Origin of the sequence: Streptomyces sp. NPDC102270 (assembly GCF_044766405.1) — a bacterium.
In the GTDB taxonomy this organism is placed as follows: Bacteria; Actinomycetota; Actinomycetes; order Streptomycetales; family Streptomycetaceae; genus Streptomyces.
Genome location: NZ_JBIWLX010000007.1, coordinates 330,500 through 352,665 on the forward strand (window position 1 = coordinate 330,500; position 22,166 = coordinate 352,665).

At 70.9% G+C, this 22,166-nt stretch carries 23 protein-coding genes; 14 read left to right on the top strand and 9 right to left on the bottom strand.

Annotation, left to right across the window (positions count from 1 at the left end):
- The first annotated feature begins 339 nt into the window (after window positions 1-339).
- The 6 genes from ACIRP7_RS16640 to ACIRP7_RS16665 all read left to right on the top strand — a co-directional run bounded on the left by ACIRP7_RS16640 (window position 340) and on the right by ACIRP7_RS16665 (window position 4,533).
- Entirely contained in the window at window positions 340-855 is a 516-nt protein-coding gene (locus tag ACIRP7_RS16640; protein WP_403659175.1) for an NUDIX hydrolase, read from the top strand.
- Window positions 856-905: 50 nt separating this feature from the next.
- Window positions 906-1,298 carry a YidH family protein gene (locus tag ACIRP7_RS16645; RefSeq protein WP_403659178.1) on the top strand — a complete coding sequence of 131 codons (393 nt, stop codon included), beginning with the start codon at window positions 906-908 and terminating at the stop codon, window positions 1,296-1,298.
- Window positions 1,295-1,618, top strand: a complete 324-nt coding sequence (locus ACIRP7_RS16650) for a DUF202 domain-containing protein (protein WP_403659181.1) — start codon at window positions 1,295-1,297, stop codon at window positions 1,616-1,618. The genes ACIRP7_RS16645 and ACIRP7_RS16650 overlap by 4 nt, the downstream gene beginning before the upstream one ends.
- A 143-nt stretch (window positions 1,619-1,761) precedes the next feature.
- On the top strand, window positions 1,762-2,058 hold the full coding sequence (locus tag ACIRP7_RS16655; RefSeq protein ID WP_403659184.1) for a hypothetical protein: 297 nt from the start codon (window positions 1,762-1,764) through the stop codon (window positions 2,056-2,058).
- A 184-nt stretch (window positions 2,059-2,242) separates the two neighbouring features.
- A complete protein-coding gene (locus tag ACIRP7_RS16660; RefSeq protein WP_403659187.1) occupies window positions 2,243-3,277 on the top strand; it encodes a phosphotransferase family protein in 1,035 nt (344 codons plus the stop codon).
- Window positions 3,278-3,282: 5 nt separating this feature from the next.
- On the top strand, window positions 3,283-4,533 hold the full coding sequence (locus ACIRP7_RS16665; RefSeq protein ID WP_403659190.1) for an acyl-CoA dehydrogenase family protein: 1,251 nt from the start codon (window positions 3,283-3,285) through the stop codon (window positions 4,531-4,533).
- An 8-nt stretch (window positions 4,534-4,541) separates the two neighbouring features.
- On the opposite strand, the gene ACIRP7_RS16670 is transcribed toward ACIRP7_RS16665, so the two are convergent.
- The 3 genes from ACIRP7_RS16670 to ACIRP7_RS16680 are packed head-to-tail and all read right to left on the bottom strand — an operon-like array spanning window position 4,542 to window position 7,599.
- Window positions 4,542-5,135, bottom strand: a complete 594-nt coding sequence (locus ACIRP7_RS16670; protein WP_266526460.1) for a TetR/AcrR family transcriptional regulator — start codon at window positions 5,133-5,135, stop codon at window positions 4,542-4,544.
- Between the two features lie 26 nt (window positions 5,136-5,161).
- Complete coding sequence (locus ACIRP7_RS16675; RefSeq protein WP_403659193.1) at window positions 5,162-6,829, bottom strand: class I adenylate-forming enzyme family protein; 1,668 nt, start codon at window positions 6,827-6,829, stop codon at window positions 5,162-5,164.
- The gene (locus ACIRP7_RS16680; protein WP_403659196.1) at window positions 6,826-7,599 is read right to left on the bottom strand and encodes an SDR family oxidoreductase; all 774 of its coding nucleotides are present in this window, start codon (window positions 7,597-7,599) and stop codon (window positions 6,826-6,828) included. The genes ACIRP7_RS16675 and ACIRP7_RS16680 overlap by 4 nt, the downstream gene beginning before the upstream one ends.
- A gap of 113 nt (window positions 7,600-7,712) precedes the next feature.
- Here ACIRP7_RS16680 and ACIRP7_RS16685 point away from each other — a divergent pair, with 113 nt between their 5' ends.
- Together ACIRP7_RS16685 and ACIRP7_RS16690 are read left to right on the top strand one after the other, a co-directional pair.
- On the top strand, window positions 7,713-8,945 hold the full coding sequence (locus ACIRP7_RS16685; protein WP_403659199.1) for an exo-beta-N-acetylmuramidase NamZ domain-containing protein: 1,233 nt from the start codon (window positions 7,713-7,715) through the stop codon (window positions 8,943-8,945).
- A gap of 72 nt (window positions 8,946-9,017) precedes the next feature.
- Window positions 9,018-10,334, top strand: a complete 1,317-nt coding sequence (locus ACIRP7_RS16690) for a serine-threonine protein kinase (RefSeq protein WP_403659202.1) — start codon at window positions 9,018-9,020, stop codon at window positions 10,332-10,334.
- Between the two features lie 34 nt (window positions 10,335-10,368).
- Here ACIRP7_RS16690 and ACIRP7_RS16695 read toward each other — a convergent pair whose 3' ends face one another.
- A complete protein-coding gene (locus ACIRP7_RS16695; RefSeq protein WP_403659205.1) occupies window positions 10,369-13,155 on the bottom strand; it encodes a penicillin acylase family protein in 2,787 nt (928 codons plus the stop codon).
- A 235-nt stretch (window positions 13,156-13,390) separates the two neighbouring features.
- On the opposite strand from ACIRP7_RS16695, the gene ACIRP7_RS16700 reads away from it, so the two are divergent.
- Both ACIRP7_RS16700 and ACIRP7_RS16705 read left to right on the top strand, forming a co-directional pair.
- Window positions 13,391-13,993, top strand: a complete 603-nt coding sequence (locus tag ACIRP7_RS16700; RefSeq protein ID WP_393604746.1) for a hypothetical protein — start codon at window positions 13,391-13,393, stop codon at window positions 13,991-13,993.
- Window positions 13,994-14,083: 90 nt separating this feature from the next.
- The gene (locus ACIRP7_RS16705) at window positions 14,084-14,806 is read left to right on the top strand and encodes a 3-keto-5-aminohexanoate cleavage protein (protein ID WP_403659209.1); all 723 of its coding nucleotides are present in this window, start codon (window positions 14,084-14,086) and stop codon (window positions 14,804-14,806) included.
- A 132-nt stretch (window positions 14,807-14,938) separates the two neighbouring features.
- On the opposite strand, the gene soxR is transcribed toward ACIRP7_RS16705, so the two are convergent.
- Window positions 14,939-15,460 (bottom strand): redox-sensitive transcriptional activator SoxR, encoded by a 522-nt coding sequence (gene soxR / locus ACIRP7_RS16710; RefSeq protein WP_403659212.1) that lies wholly within the window; start codon window positions 15,458-15,460, stop codon window positions 14,939-14,941.
- A gap of 107 nt (window positions 15,461-15,567) precedes the next feature.
- Here soxR and ACIRP7_RS16715 point away from each other — a divergent pair, with 107 nt between their 5' ends.
- The gene (locus ACIRP7_RS16715) at window positions 15,568-16,029 is read left to right on the top strand and encodes a MaoC family dehydratase (protein WP_403659214.1); all 462 of its coding nucleotides are present in this window, start codon (window positions 15,568-15,570) and stop codon (window positions 16,027-16,029) included.
- Between the two features lie 4 nt (window positions 16,030-16,033).
- Here ACIRP7_RS16715 and ACIRP7_RS16720 read toward each other — a convergent pair whose 3' ends face one another.
- The 3 genes from ACIRP7_RS16720 to ACIRP7_RS16730 form a co-directional block, all read right to left on the bottom strand.
- A complete protein-coding gene (locus ACIRP7_RS16720) occupies window positions 16,034-16,660 on the bottom strand; it encodes a TetR/AcrR family transcriptional regulator (RefSeq protein ID WP_403659217.1) in 627 nt (208 codons plus the stop codon).
- A gap of 158 nt (window positions 16,661-16,818) precedes the next feature.
- Window positions 16,819-17,106: a YiaA/YiaB family inner membrane protein gene (locus ACIRP7_RS16725; RefSeq protein ID WP_020117785.1), complete on the bottom strand. Its 288-nt coding sequence runs from the start codon at window positions 17,104-17,106 to the stop codon at window positions 16,819-16,821.
- Window positions 17,107-17,165: 59 nt separating this feature from the next.
- Window positions 17,166-18,320 carry an acyl-CoA dehydrogenase family protein gene (locus ACIRP7_RS16730; RefSeq protein WP_403659220.1) on the bottom strand — a complete coding sequence of 385 codons (1,155 nt, stop codon included), beginning with the start codon at window positions 18,318-18,320 and terminating at the stop codon, window positions 17,166-17,168.
- 76 nt (window positions 18,321-18,396) lie between these two features.
- Between ACIRP7_RS16730 and ACIRP7_RS16735 the strand changes: the two genes are divergently transcribed.
- The 3 genes from ACIRP7_RS16735 (at window position 18,397) to ACIRP7_RS16745 (ending at window position 20,800) form a co-directional block, all read left to right on the top strand.
- The gene (locus ACIRP7_RS16735; RefSeq protein ID WP_403659223.1) at window positions 18,397-19,038 is read left to right on the top strand and encodes a TetR/AcrR family transcriptional regulator; all 642 of its coding nucleotides are present in this window, start codon (window positions 18,397-18,399) and stop codon (window positions 19,036-19,038) included.
- Between the two features lie 35 nt (window positions 19,039-19,073).
- Window positions 19,074-19,793 carry an ArsR/SmtB family transcription factor gene (locus tag ACIRP7_RS16740; RefSeq protein WP_403659226.1) on the top strand — a complete coding sequence of 240 codons (720 nt, stop codon included), beginning with the start codon at window positions 19,074-19,076 and terminating at the stop codon, window positions 19,791-19,793.
- Between the two features lie 71 nt (window positions 19,794-19,864).
- Window positions 19,865-20,800 (top strand): DMT family transporter, encoded by a 936-nt coding sequence (locus ACIRP7_RS16745; protein ID WP_403659584.1) that lies wholly within the window; start codon window positions 19,865-19,867, stop codon window positions 20,798-20,800.
- On the opposite strand, the gene ACIRP7_RS16750 is transcribed toward ACIRP7_RS16745, so the two are convergent.
- Window positions 20,786-22,114 (bottom strand): MFS transporter, encoded by a 1,329-nt coding sequence (locus ACIRP7_RS16750; RefSeq protein ID WP_403659229.1) that lies wholly within the window; start codon window positions 22,112-22,114, stop codon window positions 20,786-20,788. The genes ACIRP7_RS16745 and ACIRP7_RS16750 overlap by 15 nt on opposite strands.
- Window positions 22,115-22,166: the final 52 nt, after the last annotated feature.

The window sequence follows — 22,166 nt, forward strand, 5'->3', positions numbered from 1 at the left end:
CGTGCGGACGCAGGTCCCTGCACGAAGGCCAGGCGCCGTGCGGACGCAGGTCCCTGCACGAAGGCCAGGCGCCGTGCGGACGCAGGTCCCTGCACGAAGGCCAGGCGCCGTGCGGACGCAGGTCCCTGCACGAAGGCCGGACGCCGTGCGGACGCAGGTCCCTGCGTGAGGTAGGTGTCTGCGTGGATGCGGGCGTCTACTTGAGTCCGGGTTCCCGGCTGCAGTGTGGGGGCGGCCTCTATCGGCTCGGATCCGTACGTGGGTGCGGGACCTGGCATGGGTGCGGGCGCCGTGTAGGCCCACCCCCGCCCGGCTGCCGCCCCCTGGTTGGATGGGGACATGAGCGCTGCTGACGAGATCCTCGACATCGTCGATGAGCACGACAACGTCGTCGCGCAGTCCCCGCGCGGCGAGGCCTACGTCCAAGGCCTGCGTCATCGCTGTGTCTTCATCCAGGCCAGGGACGCCGGGGGGCGCCTTTTCGTCCACCGCCGCACCCCGACCAAACTGGTCTTCCCGTCCCTGTACGACATGTTCGTCGGCGGAGTGGTCGGCGCGGGCGAGGACTACGACGACGCGGCCCTGCGCGAGGCCGAGGAGGAACTCGGCGTGAGCGGGCTGCCCCGCCCGGAGTTCCTCTTCAAGTTCCTCTACGACGACGGCGCCGGCCGGACCTGGTGGTCCGCGGTCTACGAGGTCCGCTGTGAGCTCCCGGTCAGCCCCCAGGTCGAGGAGGTCGCCTGGCACGACTTCCTGCCGGAGGACGAGGTGGAGCTGCGCCTGCGGGACTGGGAGTGGGTACCGGACGGGCTGGCGGCCTACGAGCGGCTCAAGGCGTACCGGTCGATGGGCTGAGCTGGGCCCGGGCCACGTCAACCGGGAACCGTGCGGATAGGCTCGTGCGCGTGATCGATTTCGCACGGAACGTCCGCGTCTGGTTCGCCCCCGAGGGGGTTCGGCAGGAGGGCCGCACCCCCGACTACCGGTTCTCGCTGGCCAACGAACGCACCTTTCTGGCCTGGCTGCGCACCGCGCTCGCGCTGATCGGCGGCGGCTTCGCCGTGGACCAGTTCCTGCCGGACCTGCGCTGGGGCTGGCGGGTCGGACTGGCGCTCGCGCTGCTCGCGGCGGGCGTGCTGTGCTCGTTGCGGGCGGTCAACCACTGGGTGCGATGCGAGCGGGCGATGCGCCGGGGCGAGGACCTGCCGGTGTCGCGGTTCCCGGCGCTGCTGGGCCTGGTGGTCGCCGTGGTGGCCGTGGCGATGGTCGTCGTCGTGCTCGCCGGGTGGGAGGGATGAGCGAGGGCACCGCCGCCGGGCGCGACCCTGGGCTCCAGCCCGAACGCACCCGGCTCGCCTGGCGCCGTACGACCCTCTCGGGCACTGTCTCCGCCGTACTCGCCGTGAAGACCGCCCTGCACGGCGGTCCGACCCCCGCCACCCTCGTCGCCTGCGCCCTGTGCTGCGCCCTCTGGCTGGGCCTCCTCTCCCTCGCCCACCACCGCATCCGCACCCTGACCTCGTCGGACACCCCCGGGGCCCTCGCCCCGCGACACGCCACGGCGGCGGTCCTGTGCACGGTGGCCATGGCGGTGTGCGGGGCGGCGCTGGTCTTCTGAACGGCTCGGCGCTCCATACCCGGGCAGGCCCGTACTCCCCCTGCGGGGTACCCGTTCGCCACGCAGGCACGAATGTCCGGATATGCACCTTCCGCGTGACAGCCTGTCCGACGTCATCGTCCGTCGCTTCGAAGGTGAGCACCATGACCACCCTCCACCACGAACACGCCTCGCACGCGCACACCCACGGCCCGGACTGCGGACACGCCCAGGTGCCGCACGAGGACCACGTCGACTACGCGCACGACGGCCATCTGCACCGCGAGCACGAGGACCACTGGGACGAGTGCGAATCCGGCGGGCATGTCGCGCACGACGGTCACGAGCACCGGCACGGCCAGGACTGCGGACACGAGAGCGTCCTGCACGGCGACCACGTCGACTACGTCCACGACGGCCACCGGCACGCCGCGCACGAGGGCCACTGGGACGACCACTGACCTGACCGGGAAACACCGAGAACACCGAGAACACCGAGAAGCATCGCCGACAGCTCCCCGCCGCACCGGCCGGGGAGCTGTCGGCCTATCGTGGGCCCGATCACGTTCCCCCTCCCCTCTGGACGACATACCGACCAGTCGGCATGATGGTCGGGACCCGTTCACGCGCGCGTAAGGAGCCCTGATGAGCCCCGACCATCCGCCAGGCCTCGATCTCGACCGGCTGCGCGGCCTCCTCGACCGCGAGCGGCCGGGCCTCGTGCAGGGCCCCCTGACCGGCCGGCTCATCGAGGGCGGACGGTCGAACCTCACGTACGCGGTGTCCGACGGCACCGCGAAGTGGGTCGTACGACGGCCCCCGCTCGGCCATGTCCTGGCCACCGCGCACGACATGAAGCGCGAGCACCGGGTCATCAGCGCCCTGCATCCCACCAACGTCCCGGTGCCTGATCCGGTCCTGCTGTGCGAGGACGAGGAGGTGCTCGGCGCGCCCTTCTACGTCATGGAGTTCGTCGAGGGCACCCCGTACCGCACCGCCGACCAGCTCGCCCCCCTCGGGCCCGAGCGCACCCGCGACGCCGTGCTGTCCCTGGTCGACACCCTCGTCGAACTGCACGCGGTGGATCCGGCGGAGGTCGGGCTCGCGGACTTCGGGCGCCCCGAGGGCTTCCTGGACCGCCAGCTGCGCCGCTGGGGCAAGCAGCTGGACGCCTCCCGCAACCGCGACCTCGCCGGAATCGACGAGCTGCACGCGACCCTCGGCCGCCGTCTCCCGCAGTCCCCCGCTGCCACGGTCGTACACGGCGATTACCGGCTCGACAACGTCCTGATGGGCGACGACGACCGCATCAAGGCGATCCTCGACTGGGAGATGTCCACCCTCGGCGACCCGCTCACCGACCTCGGCCTGCTGGTGATGTACAGCCTGCCGCTGGGCATGTCCGACTCCCCGGTCTCCACGACGGCCGAGGCCCCGGGCCACCCGGATCCGGCCGAACTGGTCGCGCGGTACGCCGAGCGCTCCGGGCGGGACGTCTCGGCGGTGTCCTGGTACACGGCGTTCGCCTGGTTCAAACTCGCGGTGATCCTGGAGGGCATCCACTACCGCTACACCCAGGGCCAGACGGTCGGCCGCGGTTTCGACCGCATCGGCGACCTCGTCCCGGTCTTCATCCAGCACGGTCTGACCACGCTTCACGACGGCATCCAGGAAGGCTGATCCGCATGGACTTCGCGTTCGACGCGCGCACCGAGGAGCTGCGCGCCAAGCTGCTCGCCTTCATGGACGAGTACGTCTACCCCGCCGAGGCCGTCGCGGAGGAGCAGCGTGCCCTGCTGGCCTCCCCGTGGGACACCCCGGCCGTGGTCGAGGAGCTCAAGGCCGAGGCCCGCAGGCAGGGCCTGTGGAACCTCTTCCTGCCCGACGCCGAGTACGGCGCCGGCCTCACCAACCTCCAGTACGCCCCGCTCGCCGAGATCACCGGCCGCTCCCCGCAGCTCGCGCCCACCGCGCTGAACTGCGCCGCGCCCGACACCGGCAACATGGAGGTGCTGAGCCAGTTCGGTGACGAGCAGCAGAAGAAGCAGTGGCTGGAGCCGCTGCTGGCCGGTGAGATCCGCTCGGCGTTCGCGATGACCGAGCCGGAGGTCGCGTCCGCCGACGCCACGAACATCACCACCCACATCGAGCGGGACGGTGGGGGCACCTCCCGCTCGAGCGGAGCCGAGAGTGGGGGAGAGTACGTCGTCACGGGCCGCAAGTGGTACATCTCCGGGGCGATGAACCCGGACTGCAAGATCTTCATCGTGATGGGCAAGACCGACCCTGACGGCGCGGACATCCGCCGCCAGCAGTCCATGATCCTGGTCCCCCGGGACACTCCGGGCGTCACGGTCCAGCGCGCGATGCGGGTCTTCGGTTACGAGGACCACTACCACGGCGGCCACGCCGAGGTGATCTTCGACCACGCGCGCGTACCGGCCTCGAACCTGATCGGCGAGGAGGGCGGCGGCTTCGCCATCGCCCAGGCCCGCCTCGGGCCGGGCCGGATCCACCACTGCATGCGGCTGATCGGCATGGCCGAGCGGGCCATCGAGCTGATGTGCAGGCGGGCCGTCTCCCGCACGGCCTTCGGCAAGGCGCTGGCCCAGCAGGGCGTGGTCCACAACTGGATCGCCGACGCGCGCGTGACCGTCGAACAGCTCCGCCTGCTGGTCCTGAAGACGGCCTGGCTGATGGACACGGTCGGCAACCGGGGCGCCCACACCGAGATCCAGTCCATCAAGATCGCTACGCCCCGCGCGGTCGTCGACATCATCGACCGGGCCATCCAGCTGCACGGCGCGGGCGGAGTCAGCCAGGACTTCCCGCTGGCCGAGCTGTACGCCGGCGCCCGCACCCTGATGATCGCGGACGGCCCGGACGAGGTGCACCAGCGCTCACTCGCGCGCCGGGAGCTGAAGAAGTACCTCTAGAAGGCGCTCTACGGCCGCAGGGACCGCAGGAGGAGGTCGGCCAGGTGGTCGGCCACCTCCTGCGGGCCCATCGGGCCGTCGGGGCGGTACCAGGTCGACAGGTGGTGGACGGACCCGAAGTGGTAGTCCACGACGAGGTCGGCCGGGGTCGCCTTCGAGAAGACGCCCGCTTCCTGGCCCTCCTCGATGAGCGCGCGGAAGCGCTCGTGGTACTTCCGCCGCTCCGCCCGCACCTGCTTGTTCTTCTCGGGGCTCAGGTGGTGCATCGAGCGGAAGAAGATCATCGCGTCGTCGAGGTTCTCGATCGTGGTGACCACGACATCCGCGGCGGCGGCCCGCAGCCGCTTCTCGATCGGCTCGTCGGCGTTCGCGAGCGCGTCCAGGCGTTCCTGCTGCACGCGCAGCACGCGCGCGTACACCTCGTGCAGGAGGTCGTCCTTGGAGCCGAAGTAGTGGTACAGCGCCCCCTTGGTGACGCCGGCCGCCTCGACGATCTCCTGCACGGAGGTGCGGTCGTAGCCCTGCTCGGCGAAGAGCCGGGTGGCGGCGGCCAGCAGCCGCTGCGGGACGGGCGTACCGTCTCCGTCCGTCGTCCTGGGCACTGTGCCGCCACCTGCCTTTCGAGAGGTCATTCGCCGTTGTGCGGTCGGGAACGCAGTTCCCGACGGAGGATCTTCCCACTGGCCGTCTTCGGCAAGTCGGGCAGGATCTCCACCTGCCGCGGGTATTTGTAGGCGGCCAGTCTCTCCTTGCAGTACGCGGCGAGCGCACCGGGGTCGGTTTCGGCACCCGGACGGAGGCTGATGTACGCCTTGACGGTCTCCCCGCGGTAGCCGTCGGGCACCCCGACGACAGCCGCCTCGCGCACCGCCGGATGCGTGTAGAGCACGTCCTCGACCTCGCGCGGCCACACCTTGAAGCCAGACGCGTTGATCATGTCCTTCTTGCGGTCGACGACGTACAGCCAGCCCTCGGCGTCCATGAACCCGATGTCACCCGTGCGCAGCTCGCCGTCCGGGAAGGTCTCGGCGGTCGCGTCCGGCCGCCGCCAGTACCCGGGCACCACCTGCGGCCCGCGCACGACGATCTCGCCCTGCTCGCCGAACGGCACCTCGACGCCCCTGTCGTCGACGATCCGTACGACCGTCTCGGGCCCCGGCACCCCCACGGCGAGCGTCCCGGACACCGGGTCGACGGGCGCCTCCCGCTCGGGTGGCACGGAGGCGCAGGGCGCGGAGCACTCGGTCAGCCCGTAGCCGTTGCGGATGTACGGCCCGAAGCCGGCCCGGAACTTCTCCACCAGGGCGGGCGGCAGCGGGGCCCCGCCCGAGGAGATGTTGACGAAGGACGAGAAGTGCTCGCGGGTGACGTCCGGGTGGGCGGCCAGGGCCATGAACGCGGTCGACGGGCCGACCGTGTAGTGCGGCCGGTGCTCGGCGAAGGCGTCCAGGACCACCCCCGCCTCGAAGCGGTACGCCAGCACGAGCGTGCCCACGCTGTTCAGACACGCCCCGAGCTGGCAGACCATCCCGGTGATGTGGAACAGCGGCGCCAGCGCGAAGTACACGGGCGCCTCGGGCAACCCGAGCCCGGTGCGCTGCCGTTCGGCGTTGTACATGATGTTGCCGTGCGTGTTGGTGGCGCCCTTGGGGGTGCCGCTGGTGCCGGAGGTGTAGCTGATCAGCGCGATGTCGGAGGGCGTGACGTCCCGTCCTTCGGGCGCCTTGTGCCCGGCCCGGGCGACGGCGACCAGGTCGTCGGCGTCCTCGGCCTGCGGAAGCCGCTCGAAGGTGAGCACGCGCGCGTCCCCGCGGGTCTGGAAGTCCAGCTCGCACCCGGTCAGCACGATCCGCACCGGCGAGTCCGCCGCCGTCTCGCGCAGATACGACTCCCAGGCCCGGTCGGAGCAGATCAGGGCGGCCACCTCGCCGTCCCGCAGGACATGGCCGACCTCCCCCGACTTGTACATGGGGTTCACGGGCACGACGACCGCGCCCGCCTTCCAGGCGCCGAGCAGCGCGAGCACGAACAGGGGCGAGTTCTGGAGCAGGATCGCCACCCGGTCCCCGCGCTCCAGCCCGCGAGCGGCGAGATGCCCGGCGACGGAGTCGCTGAGTTCGTCGACCTCGCGGTAGCCGAGCCGCCCGTCGAAGTAGGCGAGGAAGGGCCGCTCGGGCGCCTCGGCGACGGCCCGCCGCAGTGCGTGCACCAGTGAGTCGTCGGGCTCGATCGGCCCGCGCTGGGCCTCGCTGAGCAGACCGAGCCAGGGCTTGGCGGCGTAGCGGGACTCGCTCATCGGGTCTCCTCCCACTTGCGCTGGAGGTGGTTCATACCGGCCAGCCAGCGATCCGGGTCGGCGGCCCGTGCCTGGTAGTACTCGGCGGCCTCCGGATGCGGGAGGATCAGGAACCGGTCCTCCTCGATCCCCCGGAACAGGGCCTCGGCCACGTCCTCCGGCTCGACGGCGGTGGGCCTGAGCACCAGGTCCCCCGCGGTCCCGGTGGCGGCGAGCATGTCGGTCCGCACTCCCTGCGGACAGATCGCGTGCACCTTGATCCCCCGGTGCCGGTACGTCAGCGACAGGTACTCGGCGAAGGCGTACGCCCCGTGCTTGGTGACGGCGTAGGGAGCCGCCCCGATCATGGTCAGCAGCCCGGCGGCGGAGACGGTCGACACGAACCGTCCGCTGCCACGCTCCAGCCACCCGGGAAGCAGTGCGTGGGCGGCTCGCACGTGTGCCATGACGTTGACGTCCCAGGAAGCGGCCCAGCCGGTCTCGTCGAGCGGTTCGTCGGCGTTCCCGCCGCCGCAGGCGACACCGGCGTTGGCGCAGTAGACCTCGACGGTGCCGCCGAGCGCGTCGAGGGCGTCGGAGACGACGGCGGAGGCGTCCCCGGCGACGGCGATGCCCCCGATCTCCTCGGCCACGGCCTTCGCGCGGTCGGCGTCGAGGTCGTTCACGACGACCCGGGCCCCTTCCGCAGCAAACCGGCGGGCCAGCGCGGCCCCGATGCCGCCTCCCGCCCCGGTCACAACCACTCCGGCACCCTGCAGGGCTTCCACCATCGGTCTCCTTCGACTGCGGCTCGACTGCACGGCCAGACTAACCGGTCGGTATGTTCAAGGAAAGGGTGAGCGGAACCTCCCCACAACCCGCGGGAGCGCCTACCGTGCACCTCATGCGCCTATCCAGACGAACCCTGCTGGCAGCAGCAACGGCAACGGCGTCAGTGACCTCCGCACCCCCCGCCCAGGCGGCCCGCCCCCACAGACGAACCGGTTTCGAGAACCTCGCCGCATCCGGCTACGAACAGCTCCGCGGCGAGCGTATCGGCATCGTCACCAACCCCACCGGCGTCACCCGGGACGTTCAGCACATCGTGGACGTGATGCACGACGACGAAAGGGTGAACCTCACCGCCGTCTTCGGCCCCGAACACGGCTTCCGGGGCACCGCCCAGGCCGGCGGCTCCGAGGGCCGCTACGACGACCCGGCGACCGGCCTGCCCGTCTACGACACGTACCTGAAGAGCGGCCGGCCCCTCGCCGACATCTTCACCGCCGCCGGCGTGGACACGATCGTCTTCGACATCCAGGACGTGGGCGCCCGCTTCTACACGTACATCTGGACCCTGTACGACTGCATGGAGGCGGCCCAGCTCGCGGGCAGGCGCTTCGTCGTGCTGGACCGCCCGAACCCGGTCACCGGCCGCGCGGCCCTGGGCCCGGTCCTGCACCCGGAGTTCGCGACCTTCGTGGGCAGGCAGCCCATCTCCCAGGCGCACGGCATGACCGTCGCCGAACTGGCCCGTCTCTTCAACGGCGAGTTCCTTCCCGCACCCGTCCCCCTGGACACGGTCCTCATGACGGGCTGGAGGCGCTCGGAGTTCTACGACGCCTGGAACCTGCCCTGGGTCCCCCCGAGCCCGAACATGCCGACCCCCGACACGGCTCTGGTGTACTCCGGCACCTGTCTCTTCGAGGGCACGAACCTCTCCGAGGGCCGCGGCACCACCCGCCCCTTCGAAATGCTGGGCGCGGAGGGCCTGGACGGCCGCTGGGCCGCCGCCGCGAACGAACTCGGCCTGCGGGGCGTGCACTTCAGGGAGGCCTACTTCGCCCCGACCTTCTCCAAGTTCCAGGGCAGGACGATCGGCGGGGTGCAGATCCACGTCCACGACAGGGCGGCCTACGACCCCGTCCGCACCGGTATCGCACTGCTCGTGACCGCCAGGAAGACCTGGGCCGGGTTCGCCTGGCGCCCGGACAACTGGATCGACAAGCTCACCGGTTCCACCCGGGTCCGCACGATGATCGACGCCGGTGCGGACACCGACGAGGTGGTGGCGGGCTGGCGCCAGGAGCTGAGCGCCTTCCGGCGGATTCGAAGGAATTACCTCCTCTACGGATGAGCCGTGGAGTATGGCCAACCTCGCCCCGTAGCAGGACGATGCGCACCACCACGGGGGACGAGGGGGTCGGTGATGGCGGATCCGGCGATGAGTGTGACGCCGTACTGGGAGCTGACGTTCGACGCGGACGGCGACCCGGACACCGGCCGGCGGGACCGGCTGCTCGCGGAGGTGACGGGCCGGGGGGTCAGGGACCTGGTCGTCCTCTCGCACGGCTGGAACAGTGACCGCTCGGGCGCGACCCGGCTCTACAGCCGCTTCTTCGAGCCGTTCCCGGAGCTCGCGCCGGCCGCGAGACTCGGGTACGTGGGGGTCGTATGGCCGTCGATGCGGTTCTCGGACGAGCCGATCCCGGACTTCCCGCGGGCGGTGGCCGCCGAGATGCCGCCGCATCCGGTGCTCGACAAGGACACCCGGCACGCGCTCCTCGAGACCTTCCCGGGCCGGGCCACGGTGATCGACCAGTTGGCCCGGCTGTTGGACCAGCAGCCGCGCGAGGAAGCCGAGTTGGAGGAGTTCGGGCGGCTGGTACGGCTGCTGGTGGAGGTCGTGCCACCGGGGCCGCAGGCGTTGTTCGGGGCGGACACCCTGGCGGAGGGCGTGCCGCAGGACGAGCCGGAGATGTTCGCCGGGTCCGCGGCGGCCGTGTGCGAGGAGTTCGCGCAGGCTCTCGCCGGTCTCGAATCACCTGACGGGGCAGAGGCGTTCACGATTCCCAACCCCTGGGACGGGGCGCACGAACTGCTGCGGCAGGGGACGTACTACGCGATGAAGCGGCGTGCCGGCACGGTCGGAGAGCGCGGGCTGGGGCCCGTGATCGGGCAGCTCGCGAAGGCGGCGCCCGGGGTGCGGGTGCACCTCGTGGGGCACAGCTTCGGCGGGCGGCTGGTGTCGTTCGCGCTGCGCGGACTGCCGGAGGGGGTGCGGTCGGTCAAGTCCGTCACGCTGCTCCAAGGGGCCTTCTCCCACTACGCGTTCGCGGCCCGGCTGCCGCACGACACACGTGCGGGAGGCGTGCTCCAGGGGCAGCAGAACCGCGTCGACGGGCCCCTCGTGTGCTGTTTCTCCCGCCATGACTCGGCACTCGGCACCCTGTATCCGCTGGCCTCGCGCATGGCGGGGGACGCCCGGGGCGTGGCGGGCTTCGACCTCGGCCGGACACTGGGCGCCAAGTGGGGGGCGATGGGTCACGACGGGGTGCAGGCGGTGCCGGGCACGTCGTCCGTCAGCCTCGCCGACGCTCTTCTCGGGAGGCTGCCCGCGAAGGGCTGCGTGAACGTCGACGCGGCGCCCGTCGTCAGACGCGGCGGACCACCCGCCGGCGCCCACAGCGACATCTGCCACCGCGAGCTGGCCCGACTGGTGCTGGCGGCGGGCCGTATCCGGTGACCCGCCGCCAACTGCCTTGCGTCGGCCGGCACTTCTACCGGTGTGAGGTGAACTCCACCACCTGCTGGAAGGTCGGACGGTTCTGCCAGCTGATGTTGTAGTGCTTGATGCCTCCCAGGGTGCGCTGCACGATCGAGTCGGCGCACCACTGGTCGCCCGCCGAGCACAGGTCGTCGCCGGGGTAGACCTGGGCCGCGGTCTTGCCGGCCGCGGTCTTCAGGGTGCTGATCAGGATGTCCCGGCAGGCGCCGAGGCTGCCACCGCCGCAGTACTTGTCCGCCAGCGGACCCCGCACGCTCTCACCGAGCACCGTGCGGACGTCCTTGTCGACGTAGCTCCACCAGCCGTACTGGAAGGAGCTGCCCGCGTGGGCGCCGGTCGGGCCGTGCGCGGCCGAAGGGGACTCGTCGACGGGCAGGTTGGCCTGGAAGGCGGTGTACAGGCCGGTGCCGAGGCCCGGCTCGAAGATGCCCTTGGCCAGCAGCGGCCACCACGCGTCCAGAATGCGGATCGCGTCGGCGTCGGCGTACTTCTTCGAACCCGCCGATGTCTCGGTGCGCTTGCCGCCTGCCGTCAGCCACGCCTGGAGCTTGGTCACCGCGGCCGCGGCCGCCGTGTCGGTGACCGTCGAGCTGTTGACCACCTTGAGCAGGTCCGGGAGGACGTCCTCGGCGCGCAGGTCGGCGAGGGACGCGTCCGCCATGGCCTTCACCAGCGAGGCCCGGGTGACCCCGCCCGCGGCGACCAGTTTCTTCACCCGGTCCTCCAGCAGATTGCCGCGGTGCACGGGCCCGTCGCCCCAGGAGGCCGTCGCGTAGTCGAGCGCCTGTTTGTTGTTCCAGGAGATGTAGTAGTCCTGGTCGATCGAGTTGGGGTGTGCGGAGGCCGGCGTGTAGTCGGCGGTGTTCGTCGTCGGATTCCAGTTCTTCCACTCGTACGCCGACTGCGCCCACACCGGGAACTCGGCGTCGACGCCGGACGCGCGCACCGGGTTGTTGCCGCTGTTGTCGTACGCGGTGTGCGTGGAGTCGGCGTAGAACCAGTTGAAGGTGTAGTTGATGTGCTGCACCGCGCTCTGGAAGGTCCCCGGGCTCTTGACGTAGTCCGGGTCGTTCAGCATCTGGAAGCCGATGATCGAGTCGGCCTCGTGCAGGTAGGAGGAGCGCAGGGTGGTGTAGGCGACCTTCTTTCCGCCGACGGTCGCCCGGTACTCGACCGGACCGTACTTCGTGCGCCAGACCCTCATGGTGTACGACCCCGCGGCGGTGCCGTCGGCCGTGGTCGGGGCCCAGGAGTTCTTCTGCTCGATCTTGTCCATGACCGTGCAGGTGCCGTGGTACAGGTAGTGGTAGTCGTCCTGGCACAGCTCGACGGCGTAGGTGTCGATGATGTCCTGGCCGGAGGTCGTGGCGGACCACGAGTAGTCCTGGCCGCGGCCGAGTTCGACGTACATGCTCAGACCCGCGAAGGAGGCGCCGCGGGCGCTGATGCCCGGGCCCTGGATCTCCTGGAGCATCAGGAGCTGGGGGGCGAAGTAGCCGGTCTGCGGTCCGAAGACGGCAACCGGGTGACCGCTGGCGGTGTACTTCCCGCTGACGACGAGGGCGTTGGACATGCCGCGCTTGGCCGAGCTGAGGGCGTTCGCGGTCGCCGTGGCGGAGGCCGCGCTCGCGCTCTGGTCGGCGCCGGTGCCCGTGGCGTCGTAGACCAGGGGTTCGGTGCTCACCGAGCCGGCGTCGGGCAGCGCCTCGCCCTGCGGGTTCGCGGGCTTGGCGGCGTACGGGAAGCTCTCGCCGTTGTGGACGGTGAGCGCCGCCTCGGGGTCGTTGCGCTCGCGGAAGGACTCCCAGACCTCGGTGCCTTTCGTCACGCCGTACCGCTGCTGGGCGGCCAGCAGCGAGATCGCGTTGTTGACCTCGCCGCCGCCTCCGGAGCCGAACAGGGAGCCGATGACGGAAGCCAGCGCGACCAGGTCGGTGATCTTGAAGTGGTCGATGGTGCCGGCGTTGGTGACGGAGTCCTTGTGTCCTGTCAGGACGTACTCGCCGGGGAAGTAGCGGCCGCTGTCGGAGGCGTCGATGTAGGAGTTGATGCCGGCGAGGTAGGCGTTGGCGTCGGCGAGGGCCTGCTGGCCGCGGGCGCCGTTGGTCGCCACCGCATTGTCGATCTGCGCCTGGAGATCGGCCTCACTGTAGGGCGCGTTGCGCCAGAACTGCTGCTCCAGGCCCTGGTTGGAGGCGGCGCCGCCCGCGAAGGCGGTGAGCTGGCCGCGGCCGACATGACGGAAGACGTCCATGAGCCACAGCCGGTCCTGGGCCGCCGCATAGCCCGCGCCGAACTCGGTGCCGTATCTGGTGGTACCGGTGATGTGCGGCACGCCCGTCTTCTTGTCACGGACGATCGTCACGTCGGTGCGGCCGGCGGGGCTCAGGGTGGAGGCGACTTGATCGGACGGGACCCCGAACGACGCGTCGTTGAAGAACGTGTTGATGGTGGAGTTGGTGAGTGCGGGGTACCCCTTGGCCAGGTTGGCGTAGGGGCCGAGCTGGTCCTCGGCGTGGTCGGGCTGGGTGCCGAAGGCCTGGTTGAGGAGGACCTGCGCGAGGGTCGCGTTGCCGTTCTCGCCGGGCGGCAGGATGTCGGAACACTGGCCGCCGCAGTAGTCGTTCGCCGCTGTGGCCTCGGCGGCCGAAGCCGTCTGGGCGAGCGGGGACAAAAGACCGGCAATCAGGACGCATATGGATGCGGACTTCAGGAACCCGGTGAGTGTGCTGGGAGTTCTCAGTCTGTCGAGTGCGGTGCGCGAGGCGCGTCGAGGCATGGCAGCTCCAACCGACGGGGGGTGTGGCCGGACGTTACCGCCGGTATCCCCGGGATTGAAGATGAGCATGCGTCAAGTTTTGGCAGGGGTTCTCGAGCTTATGGGGGGCATCGGAAATCGGATGGAGCCAAATCGCTTGTCGGTACGTCTATTCGGCAACGCCGAGCGAAGTCCGCTCGGCGACAACGCCGAAGTGACCGAAGTACAGGTGCAGGTGTGACGGAGGTGCAGGGCGATGGCCGGTTTCCGGAGTCTGGCGAGACAGGTGCGGGATCCGCGGTGCGATCTGGCGCTTCGGCGCTACTCGCTGCGCAAGTGCCTTGAGCGGTTCGCTCCTTACGGGCACAGGGCGACCTGGGACCACTTGTGCTCCCGGGCTGGATTCGGTCCCGAGGACCGCTCCCCCGACCCGGCGCGGCTCGTGGCCGCACTGGAGGAGCTGGAGGAGGCGCGTTCGGTCTGGCTGGCCTACGAGGTCGAGTTCGCCGAGCGGCGCAAGAAGGAGAAGCACGACGGGTTGCGCAGGCCGGGCAGTGTGGACGACTGGCACCGGCTGACCTGGGGCGGGTTCGGAGTCGCATGGTGCGACGACCCCCGGGTGCACCCCGACGATTCGCTGGCCGAGGTGCTGCGCAGGCTGATCTCCGCGCTGGAGCGCGAGCCGGGCGCGGTGTGTCCGGTGTGCGACGGGGAGCGGCTCGTCTGGAGGTACGAACTGGACCATGAACCCTCGACCGGCCCGGTCTGCGTGGACTGCGGGATCCTGGTGCCGCGGCCCGTGCTCACACCCGAGGCCCTGGCGGATGCCAGGCGCGGACGGTTGCTGATGTCGGCCTAGAGCGTGTGGGCGCACCGGGGGTGCGCCGGGGATGCCGCACTCCCTGTTTGACGGTGTTGAACTGTCGGTGCCGCCTGGCACCATCGAGGAATGGTGCAGGTGTGTCTCAACGGCCCACGCGGGGCCGCCGACGGGAGGGCGGTGCCGCTCACTCCCGGGTCCATGGCGCAGGCGGCAGCCCAGGCCGTCACGGCAGGCGCCACGGACATCCATGTCCACCCCAAGTCCCCTTGCGGTCGGGACAGTCTGTCGCCGCGGGTGGTCGCGGCGACGCTTGAGGCGATCCGGGAGCGGGTGTCGGTCCCGGTCGGTGTGACGACCGGCGCCTGGGCGGAACCGGACCCGGCGGCCCGGCTCGCCCGTGTCCGGGGCTGGACCGTGCTGCCCGACCACGCCTCGGTGAACTGGCACGAGCCGGGCGCCGAGGAGACCACCGCCGCGCTGATCGACCTGGGTGTCGGTGTGGAGGCGGGCATCTGGTCGGGCACGGACGCGGCGGCCCGGTTCGCGGTGTCTCCGCTCGGGCCGCAGGTGCTGCGCGTGCTCGCGGAGGTGACGGACACCGACGCGGCGGAGGCGTCCGCGCACACCCTCCTCAGCGAGCTGGGCACGGCCCACGGCCGCCCGGTGCTGCTGCACGGCGAGGACGCCGGCGCCTGGCCGGTCCTGCGGCTGGCGGGCCGCCTGGGCCTCGCGACCCGGGTGGGCCTGGAGGACACCCTGTTCCTGCCGGACGGCCGACGCGCCACCTCCAACGCTCAGTTGGTGACCGAGGGGCTGGTCCAGTACGGGTGGGCCCAGCGGGCGTCGTAGATCAGGGCTCCGGGCGCGGTGTCGCCGCCGGCCGAAGATCGCGACGCTAACAGACACGGGGAAGCGGCACCGGCGGTTTCCGGCTGTGCCGGGCGCCGGGTTCCGGGCGGGGTGACCCACGGCCCGTACGGCTCAGCGGCACTTGTCCGGCGACTCCTCCCGTTCCCGCTCCGGGCGCCCGTTCTTCTGCCGGCCCTTGCCCGGCTCCACCAGCAGCCGGGACCCCGTCAACCGGTCGCCGAACACGTCGTCCGGGTTGGACAGGACACACGAGTCCAGGGAGAGGCAGCCGCAGCCGATGCAGTCGGTGAGGTGGTCGCGGAGGCGGTTCAACTGCTTGATGCGCTCGTCGAGTTCGGAGCGCCAGGCCTCGGACAGGTGGGCCCAGTCCTCGCGGGTGGGGGTGCGTTCCTCGGGGAGTTCGGAAAGGGCGTCGCGGATCGTGGCCAGGGGGATGCCGACGCGTTGGGCGGCCCGGATGAACGCGACCCGGCGCAGCGCGTCACGGGAGTAGCGGCGCTGGTTGCCCGTGGTGCGACGGCTGCTGATCAAGCCCTTGGACTCGTAGAAGTGCAGGGCGGAGACGGCGGCGCCACTGCGGGCGGCGAGCTGGCCGACCGTGAGTTCATGGATCTTCTCAGGAATCTGGGGCACCCCTCGAACCCTACCCATGCCGTCACCCTCGCGGTCCGTTGACAGGGGCTCCCCGGCCGACCATGCTAAGCAGTCGCTTAGACATCATGTGGCGAGGAGGCCGGGACATGGCAGAGCCGAGGATCTTCACGGGGGTCGACGACCTGAAGGCGGCGGTGGGCGAGGAGCTGGGGTACACCGACTGGCTGGAGGTCGACCAGAAGCGGATCGATCTGTTCGCGGACGCCACCGGCGACCACCAGTGGATCCATGTCGACCCGGAGAAGGCCGCCGCGGGTCCCTTCGGCACCACCATCGCGCACGGCTATCTCACCCTGTCACTGCTGCCGCTGTTCGGACCGCAGTTGATCAAGGTCGAAGGCGTGAAGATGGGCGTCAACTACGGGACGAACAAGGTGCGTTTCCCCGCGCCGGTGCCCGTGGGCTCCCGGCTGCGCGCCACCGCGCGGATCACCGGCGTCGACGACGTGGCGGGCGGTGTCCAGGTCACCGTCGCCTTCACCGTGGAGCGCGAGGGCGGCGACAAGCCGGTGTGCGCGGCGGAGTCGGTGTCCCGGTACTACCTGTAGGCGGCTACTTGGTGGCCCCCACCATCCGCAGCACGAGGTCGGCGTCGAGCGCGCCGACCTCGTCGGGCGTCCAGGGGCCGTCGAGGTTGAACCAGCGGGCCACGTCGATGCAGAGGGACATGACGGCGAGGGTGGTGCCCTTCACGTCGAGCACGTCGAATTCGCCGGAGGCCATGCCGTCCTCGATGATCCCGCGGATCTCGGCGTCGCACTGCCGGCGCAGGTCGAGGATCTCGGCGCGGGCGTCGGGGCCGAGGGAGTCCAGTTCGTACTGGACGACCCGGGCGGTGGTACGGCCGCCCGCGTGCCAGCGCACGAAGGAGCTCACCGCGTCGGTGAGCCGCTCGGTCGCGGTGCCCTCGCGGCGGGCGGCGACCCGGAGGATCTCCAGCGCCTTCGCGTGACCGATCCGGCTGATGCGGTGCAGCAGCTCTTCCTTGGTCTTGTAGTGGATGTAGAGCGCGGCGGGGCTCATCCCGGCCCGGCCCGCGATGTCCCGGGTCGTGGTGGCGTGATAGCCGCGCTCGGCGAACGCCTCCACCGCGGCAACGAGCAGCCGCCGCGCCGCGTCGGGCGTGACCTCGCCCCACGCCGACGTCTCGCCGTCGGCCGTCTCCTCCGCCGTACTCATCGCACGCCCCTCTCCACTGTCAGAACCCCCACCATACCGCCGAACCTGAGCGAGCGCTTAGCCTGCCCGCTCAGGGGGCGCCTGCGGCGGCTGGAGCAGAGTGACAGGAGCTGTACGGATCAGGTCCGGGCCGAGATGGCGCAACGACCACCGCCCCGTCAGAGCTTCTCGAAGGGGTCGTGTTCGGCCAGTAGTTTCTCCAGGCGGGCCTGGTCGACCCGGCTGACGATCTGGCCGGCCTCCTGGCGGTCGCGGATGACCTTGGCCAGCGTGAAGGCGGAGGTGACGAGGTACAGGACGGCGATCGCCAGGAAGCCCCGGACCCAGGCGTCGGCGTTCAGGCGGAAGATGCCGACGGCCGTGGCGGCCATGGCCACCGCGAAGGAGGCGACGGCCTGACCGTAGAAGGCGGCCGTGTTCTGCTGTTTGACCGGTGTGTCGCTCATGGCCAGAGTCTCGGCCATCCGTGACCCCGGCCACATCCGCTCAGGTACTCAGACGGTACTCAGAACGCCGAGACCCCCGTCAACGCCCGCCCGATCACCAGCTTCTGGATCTGGCTCGTGCCCTCGTAGAGCGTCATCACCCGTGCGTCGCGCAGCAGTTTGCCCGCCGGGTACTCGTCGATGTAGCCGTAACCCCCGAACACCTGCAACGCGTTGTTCGCGGCGCGCACCGCCGCCTCCGAGGCGAAGAGCTTGGCCTTGGAGGACTCGACGGCGAAGGGCTCCCCGCGGTCTATCAGGTCGGCCACCCGCCAGGTCAGCAGCCGGGCCGCGTCCACGTCGACGGCGATGTCGCTGATCAGCTCCTGGACCAGCTGGTGCCCCGCGATCGGCTTGCCGAACTGCTCGCGCTCGCCGGCGTATCGCAGCGCCGCGTCCAGGGCCGCCTGGGCTATGCCGACACACCCCGCCGCCACCGACATCCGCCCCTTGGCCAGCGCGGACATGGCGACGGAGAACCCCTTCCCCTCCTCACCGACCATCGCGGAGGCGGGCACGCGCACCCCCTCCAGGACCAGTTCGGCGGTGGCCTGGCCACGCAGCCCGAGCTTGCCGTGGATCGTGCGGCGGGTGAGGCCGGGGGTGCCCGTCGGTACCAGGAAGGCGGAGACGCCCTTGTGTCCGGGAGCGTCCGTCGAGCGGGCGAACAGCAGCACCACGTCGGCCCACGTGCCGTTCGTGATGAACATCTTGGTGCCGTCGATGACGTAGTCGTCACCGTCGCGCACCGCGCGCGTGGCCAGGTTGCCCGCGTCGGAGCCGGTGCCGGGCTCGGTGAGGCCGAAGCAGCCGACGTAGGCGCCGGAGGTGAGCCCGGGCAGCCAGCGCCGCTTCTGCTCCTCGCTCCCCCACGCGGCGACCGTCTTGGCGACGAGCCCCAGGGAGACGGACACGATGCCGCGCACGGACGAGTCACCCCGCCCCAGCTCCTCGGTGACCAGGCAGTACGCGAGATGATCGCCGCCCGAGCCGCCGTACTCCTCGTCGATCGTGAGCCCGAGGAAGCCGACCTCGCCGAGTTTCTTGACGAGGGACCGGTCCACCTCCTCGGCGCGGTCCCAGGCGATGACGTGGGGGGCGATCTCACGGTCCACGAACTCCCGCGCCAGCCGCCGGACGGCTGTCTGCTCCTCACTCAACCCCAGGTCGACCACGAGTTCACCTCACTTGAGAGCGGCGCCATTAAATTAGCACTGCTAGTTTCCATTCCGCAGCCCTACTATGTGCGCCATGGCCCGACCGCGCAAGCCCCTCCTCAGCACCGACCGGATCGTCGAGACGGCACGCGCGCTCGTGGACGCGGAGGGCCTCGCGGCCTTGTCCACGCGCCGGCTGGCGGCGGAACTCGGGGTCAGCGGCCCGTCCCTCTACAACCACTTCCGGACCAAGGACGAGATCCTTGAGGCGGTCGCCGACTCGGTGAGCGCCCAGGTCGACCTGTCGATGTTCGAGGACGGCCGGGCATGGCGGACCGCCCTGCACGACTGGGCCCTCTCCTACCGCGACGCCCTGCGCGACCACCCCAACATCGTCCCGGTCCTGGCCCAGGGCCCCGGCCGCCGCCCCGCTGGGCTGCGCGTCGCCGACGCGGTCTACGGCGCCATGGTCGACGCGGGCTGGCCGCCGGCGCAGGCCACCTCCATCGGCGCGCTGATGCGGTACTTCATCATGGGCTCCGCGCTCGGTTCGTTCGCCGGGGGCTTCGTCGACGACGCGAGCGCGTACGACCCCGCGGACTACCCCCACCTCGGCCAGGCGCACCTCCTCGCCGAGCAGCAGGAGAAGATCGACGAGCGGGCGTTCGAGACCGGGCTCCGGGCTCTGCTGGACGGTCTTGCCCAGCAGTACGAGCACGTCGGACGCACGGCGTAGGCATATTTCGGTGGGCGCCGAAGTGTCCCTGCCCCATGCTGGGAGGCATGACCCAGGACCCACAGGCACCCCAGTTGGCGAGGCTCGCCGCCCTGATCGCCGACGAGACGCGGGCCGCCTGTCTCCTGGCCCTCCTCGACGGCCGGGCCTGGACGGCGGGTGAGCTGGCCCGGCACGCGGGTGTGGCCGCATCGACCCTGAGCGAGCACCTGGGCAAGCTGGTCGCGGGCGGGCTGCTCACGGAGGAGCGGCAGGGCCGGCACCGGTACGTGCGGCTGGCCGACCCGAGGGTGGCCCACCTGGTGGAGGATCTCGCGGCGCAGGTCGCCCCGGACACGGCACAACGCCCGCGGAACCTGCGGGAGTCGAGCGCCGGCTCGGCGATGGCCCGGGGCCGCACGTGTTACGACCACTTGGCGGGGCGACTGGGCATCGCGGTGACCGATGCGCTGACGTCCCGTCAACTCCTGCGCCAGGACACGGGTTTCGCCCTGACGGACGCGGGCCTGGCGTGGTTCGGGGACGTGGGCATCCCGCTCGACCGCAACGGCCGCCGCCCCCTGGCCCGGGCCTGCCTCGACTGGACGGAACGCCGCCCGCACCTGGCCGGGGTGGCCGGAGCGGCTCTGTGCAGGCACGCGCTGGACGAGGGCTGGTGTGTCCGCATCGGCTCGGAGCGAGCGGTGAAGGTGACAGCGACGGGAGAACGGGCGTTCACCGAGCTCCTGGGAATCGACACGGAGACGCTGCGCTGAGCCCTTCAGGGACGGCCCGTCCGAAATCCGCGAGATTGCGACCCTCTTCCCTTCCTAACCTCAGGAGCATGATGAACCACCGCCGCACCGAACTCCTCGCAGCCGGCGCAGCCACCGTCACCGTCGTCCTCTGGGCCTCCGCCTTCGTCTCGATCCGCAGCGCGGGCGACGCCTACTCCCCCGGCGCCCTCGCCCTCGGCCGCCTCCTCTCGGGCGCCCTGGCCCTGGGAGCGATCTGCCTCGTACGACGGGAAGGACGGCCACCCCGAGCGGCCTGGCGCGGTATCGCGATCTCCGGCGTCCTCTGGTTCGGCTTCTACATGGTCGTCCTGAACTGGGGCGAGCAGCAGGTGGACGCGGGCACCGCGGCCCTGGTGGTGAACATCGGTCCGATCCTGATCGCCCTGCTCGGCGCGCGCCTGCTGGGGGACGCGATGCCACCCCGCCTGCTGGCCGGAATGGCGGTCTCCTTCGCCGGGGCTGTCACGGTGGGCCTGTCGATGTCGGACGACGGCGGCTCCTCGGTACTCGGCGTGGTCCTGTGCCTGCTCGCGGCGATCGCCTACGCCGGCGGGGTCGTCGCACAGAAGCCGGCACTGGGCTCGGCGACACCGCTGCAGGTGACGACGTTCGGGTGCTTCATCGGTGCCGTCGTCTGTCTTCCGTTCGCCGGCCAGTTGGTGTCGGAGGCGGCCGACGCCCCCGTCTCGGCGACCCTCAACATGGTCTACCTGGGCATGTTCCCGACCGCCCTGGCCTTCACCACCTGGGCCTACGCCCTGGCCCGTACGACCGCCGCCCGGATGGGGGCGACCACCTACGCGGTCCCCGCTCTGGTCGTCCTGATGTCGTGGCTGGCGCTCGGCGAGGTCCCGGGTCTGTTCACGCTCGCGGGAGGGGCACTGTGCCTGGCGGGCGTGGCGGTGTCCCGCTCCCGCGCGCGGGCGGCTGCGGCCCCGGTGACGACACCGGGGCCGCAGCCCGAGGAGGCGTCAGACTCCGCGTGAACGCGCCCTGCCCGCAAGGACCTTGATGCAGAGCAGCGCGATCACCGAGAGCCCGATGATGTACCCGGACACCGCCATCGAGGTGCCCGTGGTCTCCAGGAGCAGCACCATCAGGAAGGGCGCGAGCCCACCGCCGAGCACGGCGGCGATCTGGTAGCCGAGAGAGGCACCCGTGTACCGCATCTCGGGCGTGAACAGCTCGGCGAACAGGGCGGCTTGGGGCCCGTACATGATGCTCAGGAAGCACCCGGCGACGAAGGTGGCGACCGCCAGCCACAGCAGTGAGCCGGTGTCGATCAGCAGGAACATCGGTACGGCCCACAGGGCGATGCCGGCCGCGCCGAGGGCGTAGATCCGGATCCGGCCGAGGCGGTCGGAGAGCGCGGCGGCGGCCGGGATCAGCACCATCTGGGTGAGGCTGATGCAGAGCGAGACGGTGAGAACGGCACTGCGTTTCATGCCGAGTTCGCGGGTGGTGTAGTCGAGGACGCCGGTGATCAGGATGTAGAAGGTCGCGGTGTTCACGGCGAACGAGCCGCCCGCGAGCAGGACCGTGCCGAGGTGGTGGCGGAGGATCATGCGCAGCGGGGAGTTCTGCTCGGTCCGTTCCTGCTCGGCCAACTCCCGCTCGGCCCGGTGGAATTCGGGGGTCTCCTCGACCTTGGCGTGGATGTACCAGGCGAGTGCGAGGACGAACAGGCCGATGAGGAAGGGGATGCGCCAGCCCCAGGCCGCGAACCCGGCGTCGGTGGTGAACGCGCCGGCCAGCAGGAAGACCGTGTTGGCGGTCACCACGCCGATGGGCACGCCCAGTTGGACGACACTGCCGTAGAGGCCCCGCTTGCCCTCGGGCGCGTACTCGGTGGCCAGGAGCATCGCGCCGCCCCACTGCGCGCCGACCGCGACGCCCTGCACGACGCGCAACAGGACCAGCAGGATCGGGGCGGCGACGCCGATGGTGTCGTAGGTCGGCAGGAGGCCGATGCCGGTGGTGGCGATGCCCATGAGCGTGAGGGCGAGGACCAGCATCGGCTTGCGGCCGCGTTTGTCGCCGATCTGGCCGGCGACGATGCCGCCGATCGGGCGGGCCAGGAAGCCGACGGCGAAGGTGGCGAAGGCGGCGAGGACGCCGGCGGTGGAGCTGCCCGAGGGGAAGTAGAGATCGCCGAGGACGAGGGCGGCGGCTATGCCGAAGACGAAGTAGTCGTACCACTCGACGGCGGAGGCGAGGGCGGCTGCGGTTGCGACGCGGCGGCGGTGGGGGGACGCCGGCGCGGCTACGGAAGTGGGGTGAGCGGAAGGGGCCGTGTCCATGCGGTGCACACTCCGGTGGGTGCGTGGGGACGTTGGCGGCCGAACATACTGA

Coding starts and splice junctions, on each gene's coding strand:
- ACIRP7_RS16650 (WP_403659181.1), top strand. CDS start 1,295: ATGAGCGAGGGCACCGCCGCCGGGCGCGACCCTGGGCTCCAGCCCGAA.
- ACIRP7_RS16725 (WP_020117785.1), bottom strand. CDS start 17,106: ATGAGCGACACACCGGTCAAACAGCAGAACACGGCCGCCTTCTACGGT.
- ACIRP7_RS16750 (WP_403659229.1), bottom strand. CDS start 22,114: ATGGACACGGCCCCTTCCGCTCACCCCACTTCCGTAGCCGCGCCGGCG.
- ACIRP7_RS16675 (WP_403659193.1), bottom strand. CDS start 6,829: ATGAGCGAGTCCCGCTACGCCGCCAAGCCCTGGCTCGGTCTGCTCAGC.
- ACIRP7_RS16690 (WP_403659202.1), top strand. CDS start 9,018: ATGGCGGATCCGGCGATGAGTGTGACGCCGTACTGGGAGCTGACGTTC.
- ACIRP7_RS16665 (WP_403659190.1), top strand. CDS start 3,283: ATGGACTTCGCGTTCGACGCGCGCACCGAGGAGCTGCGCGCCAAGCTG.
- ACIRP7_RS16655 (WP_403659184.1), top strand. CDS start 1,762: ATGACCACCCTCCACCACGAACACGCCTCGCACGCGCACACCCACGGC.
- ACIRP7_RS16740 (WP_403659226.1), top strand. CDS start 19,074: ATGCTGGGAGGCATGACCCAGGACCCACAGGCACCCCAGTTGGCGAGG.
- ACIRP7_RS16735 (WP_403659223.1), top strand. CDS start 18,397: ATGGCCCGACCGCGCAAGCCCCTCCTCAGCACCGACCGGATCGTCGAG.
- ACIRP7_RS16720 (WP_403659217.1), bottom strand. CDS start 16,660: ATGAGTACGGCGGAGGAGACGGCCGACGGCGAGACGTCGGCGTGGGGC.
- ACIRP7_RS16685 (WP_403659199.1), top strand. CDS start 7,713: ATGCGCCTATCCAGACGAACCCTGCTGGCAGCAGCAACGGCAACGGCG.
- ACIRP7_RS16700 (WP_393604746.1), top strand. CDS start 13,391: ATGGCCGGTTTCCGGAGTCTGGCGAGACAGGTGCGGGATCCGCGGTGC.
- ACIRP7_RS16745 (WP_403659584.1), top strand. CDS start 19,865: ATGAACCACCGCCGCACCGAACTCCTCGCAGCCGGCGCAGCCACCGTC.
- ACIRP7_RS16695 (WP_403659205.1), bottom strand. CDS start 13,155: ATGCCTCGACGCGCCTCGCGCACCGCACTCGACAGACTGAGAACTCCC.
- ACIRP7_RS16640 (WP_403659175.1), top strand. CDS start 340: ATGAGCGCTGCTGACGAGATCCTCGACATCGTCGATGAGCACGACAAC.
- ACIRP7_RS16660 (WP_403659187.1), top strand. CDS start 2,243: ATGAGCCCCGACCATCCGCCAGGCCTCGATCTCGACCGGCTGCGCGGC.
- ACIRP7_RS16705 (WP_403659209.1), top strand. CDS start 14,084: ATGGTGCAGGTGTGTCTCAACGGCCCACGCGGGGCCGCCGACGGGAGG.
- ACIRP7_RS16715 (WP_403659214.1), top strand. CDS start 15,568: ATGGCAGAGCCGAGGATCTTCACGGGGGTCGACGACCTGAAGGCGGCG.
- ACIRP7_RS16680 (WP_403659196.1), bottom strand. CDS start 7,599: ATGGTGGAAGCCCTGCAGGGTGCCGGAGTGGTTGTGACCGGGGCGGGA.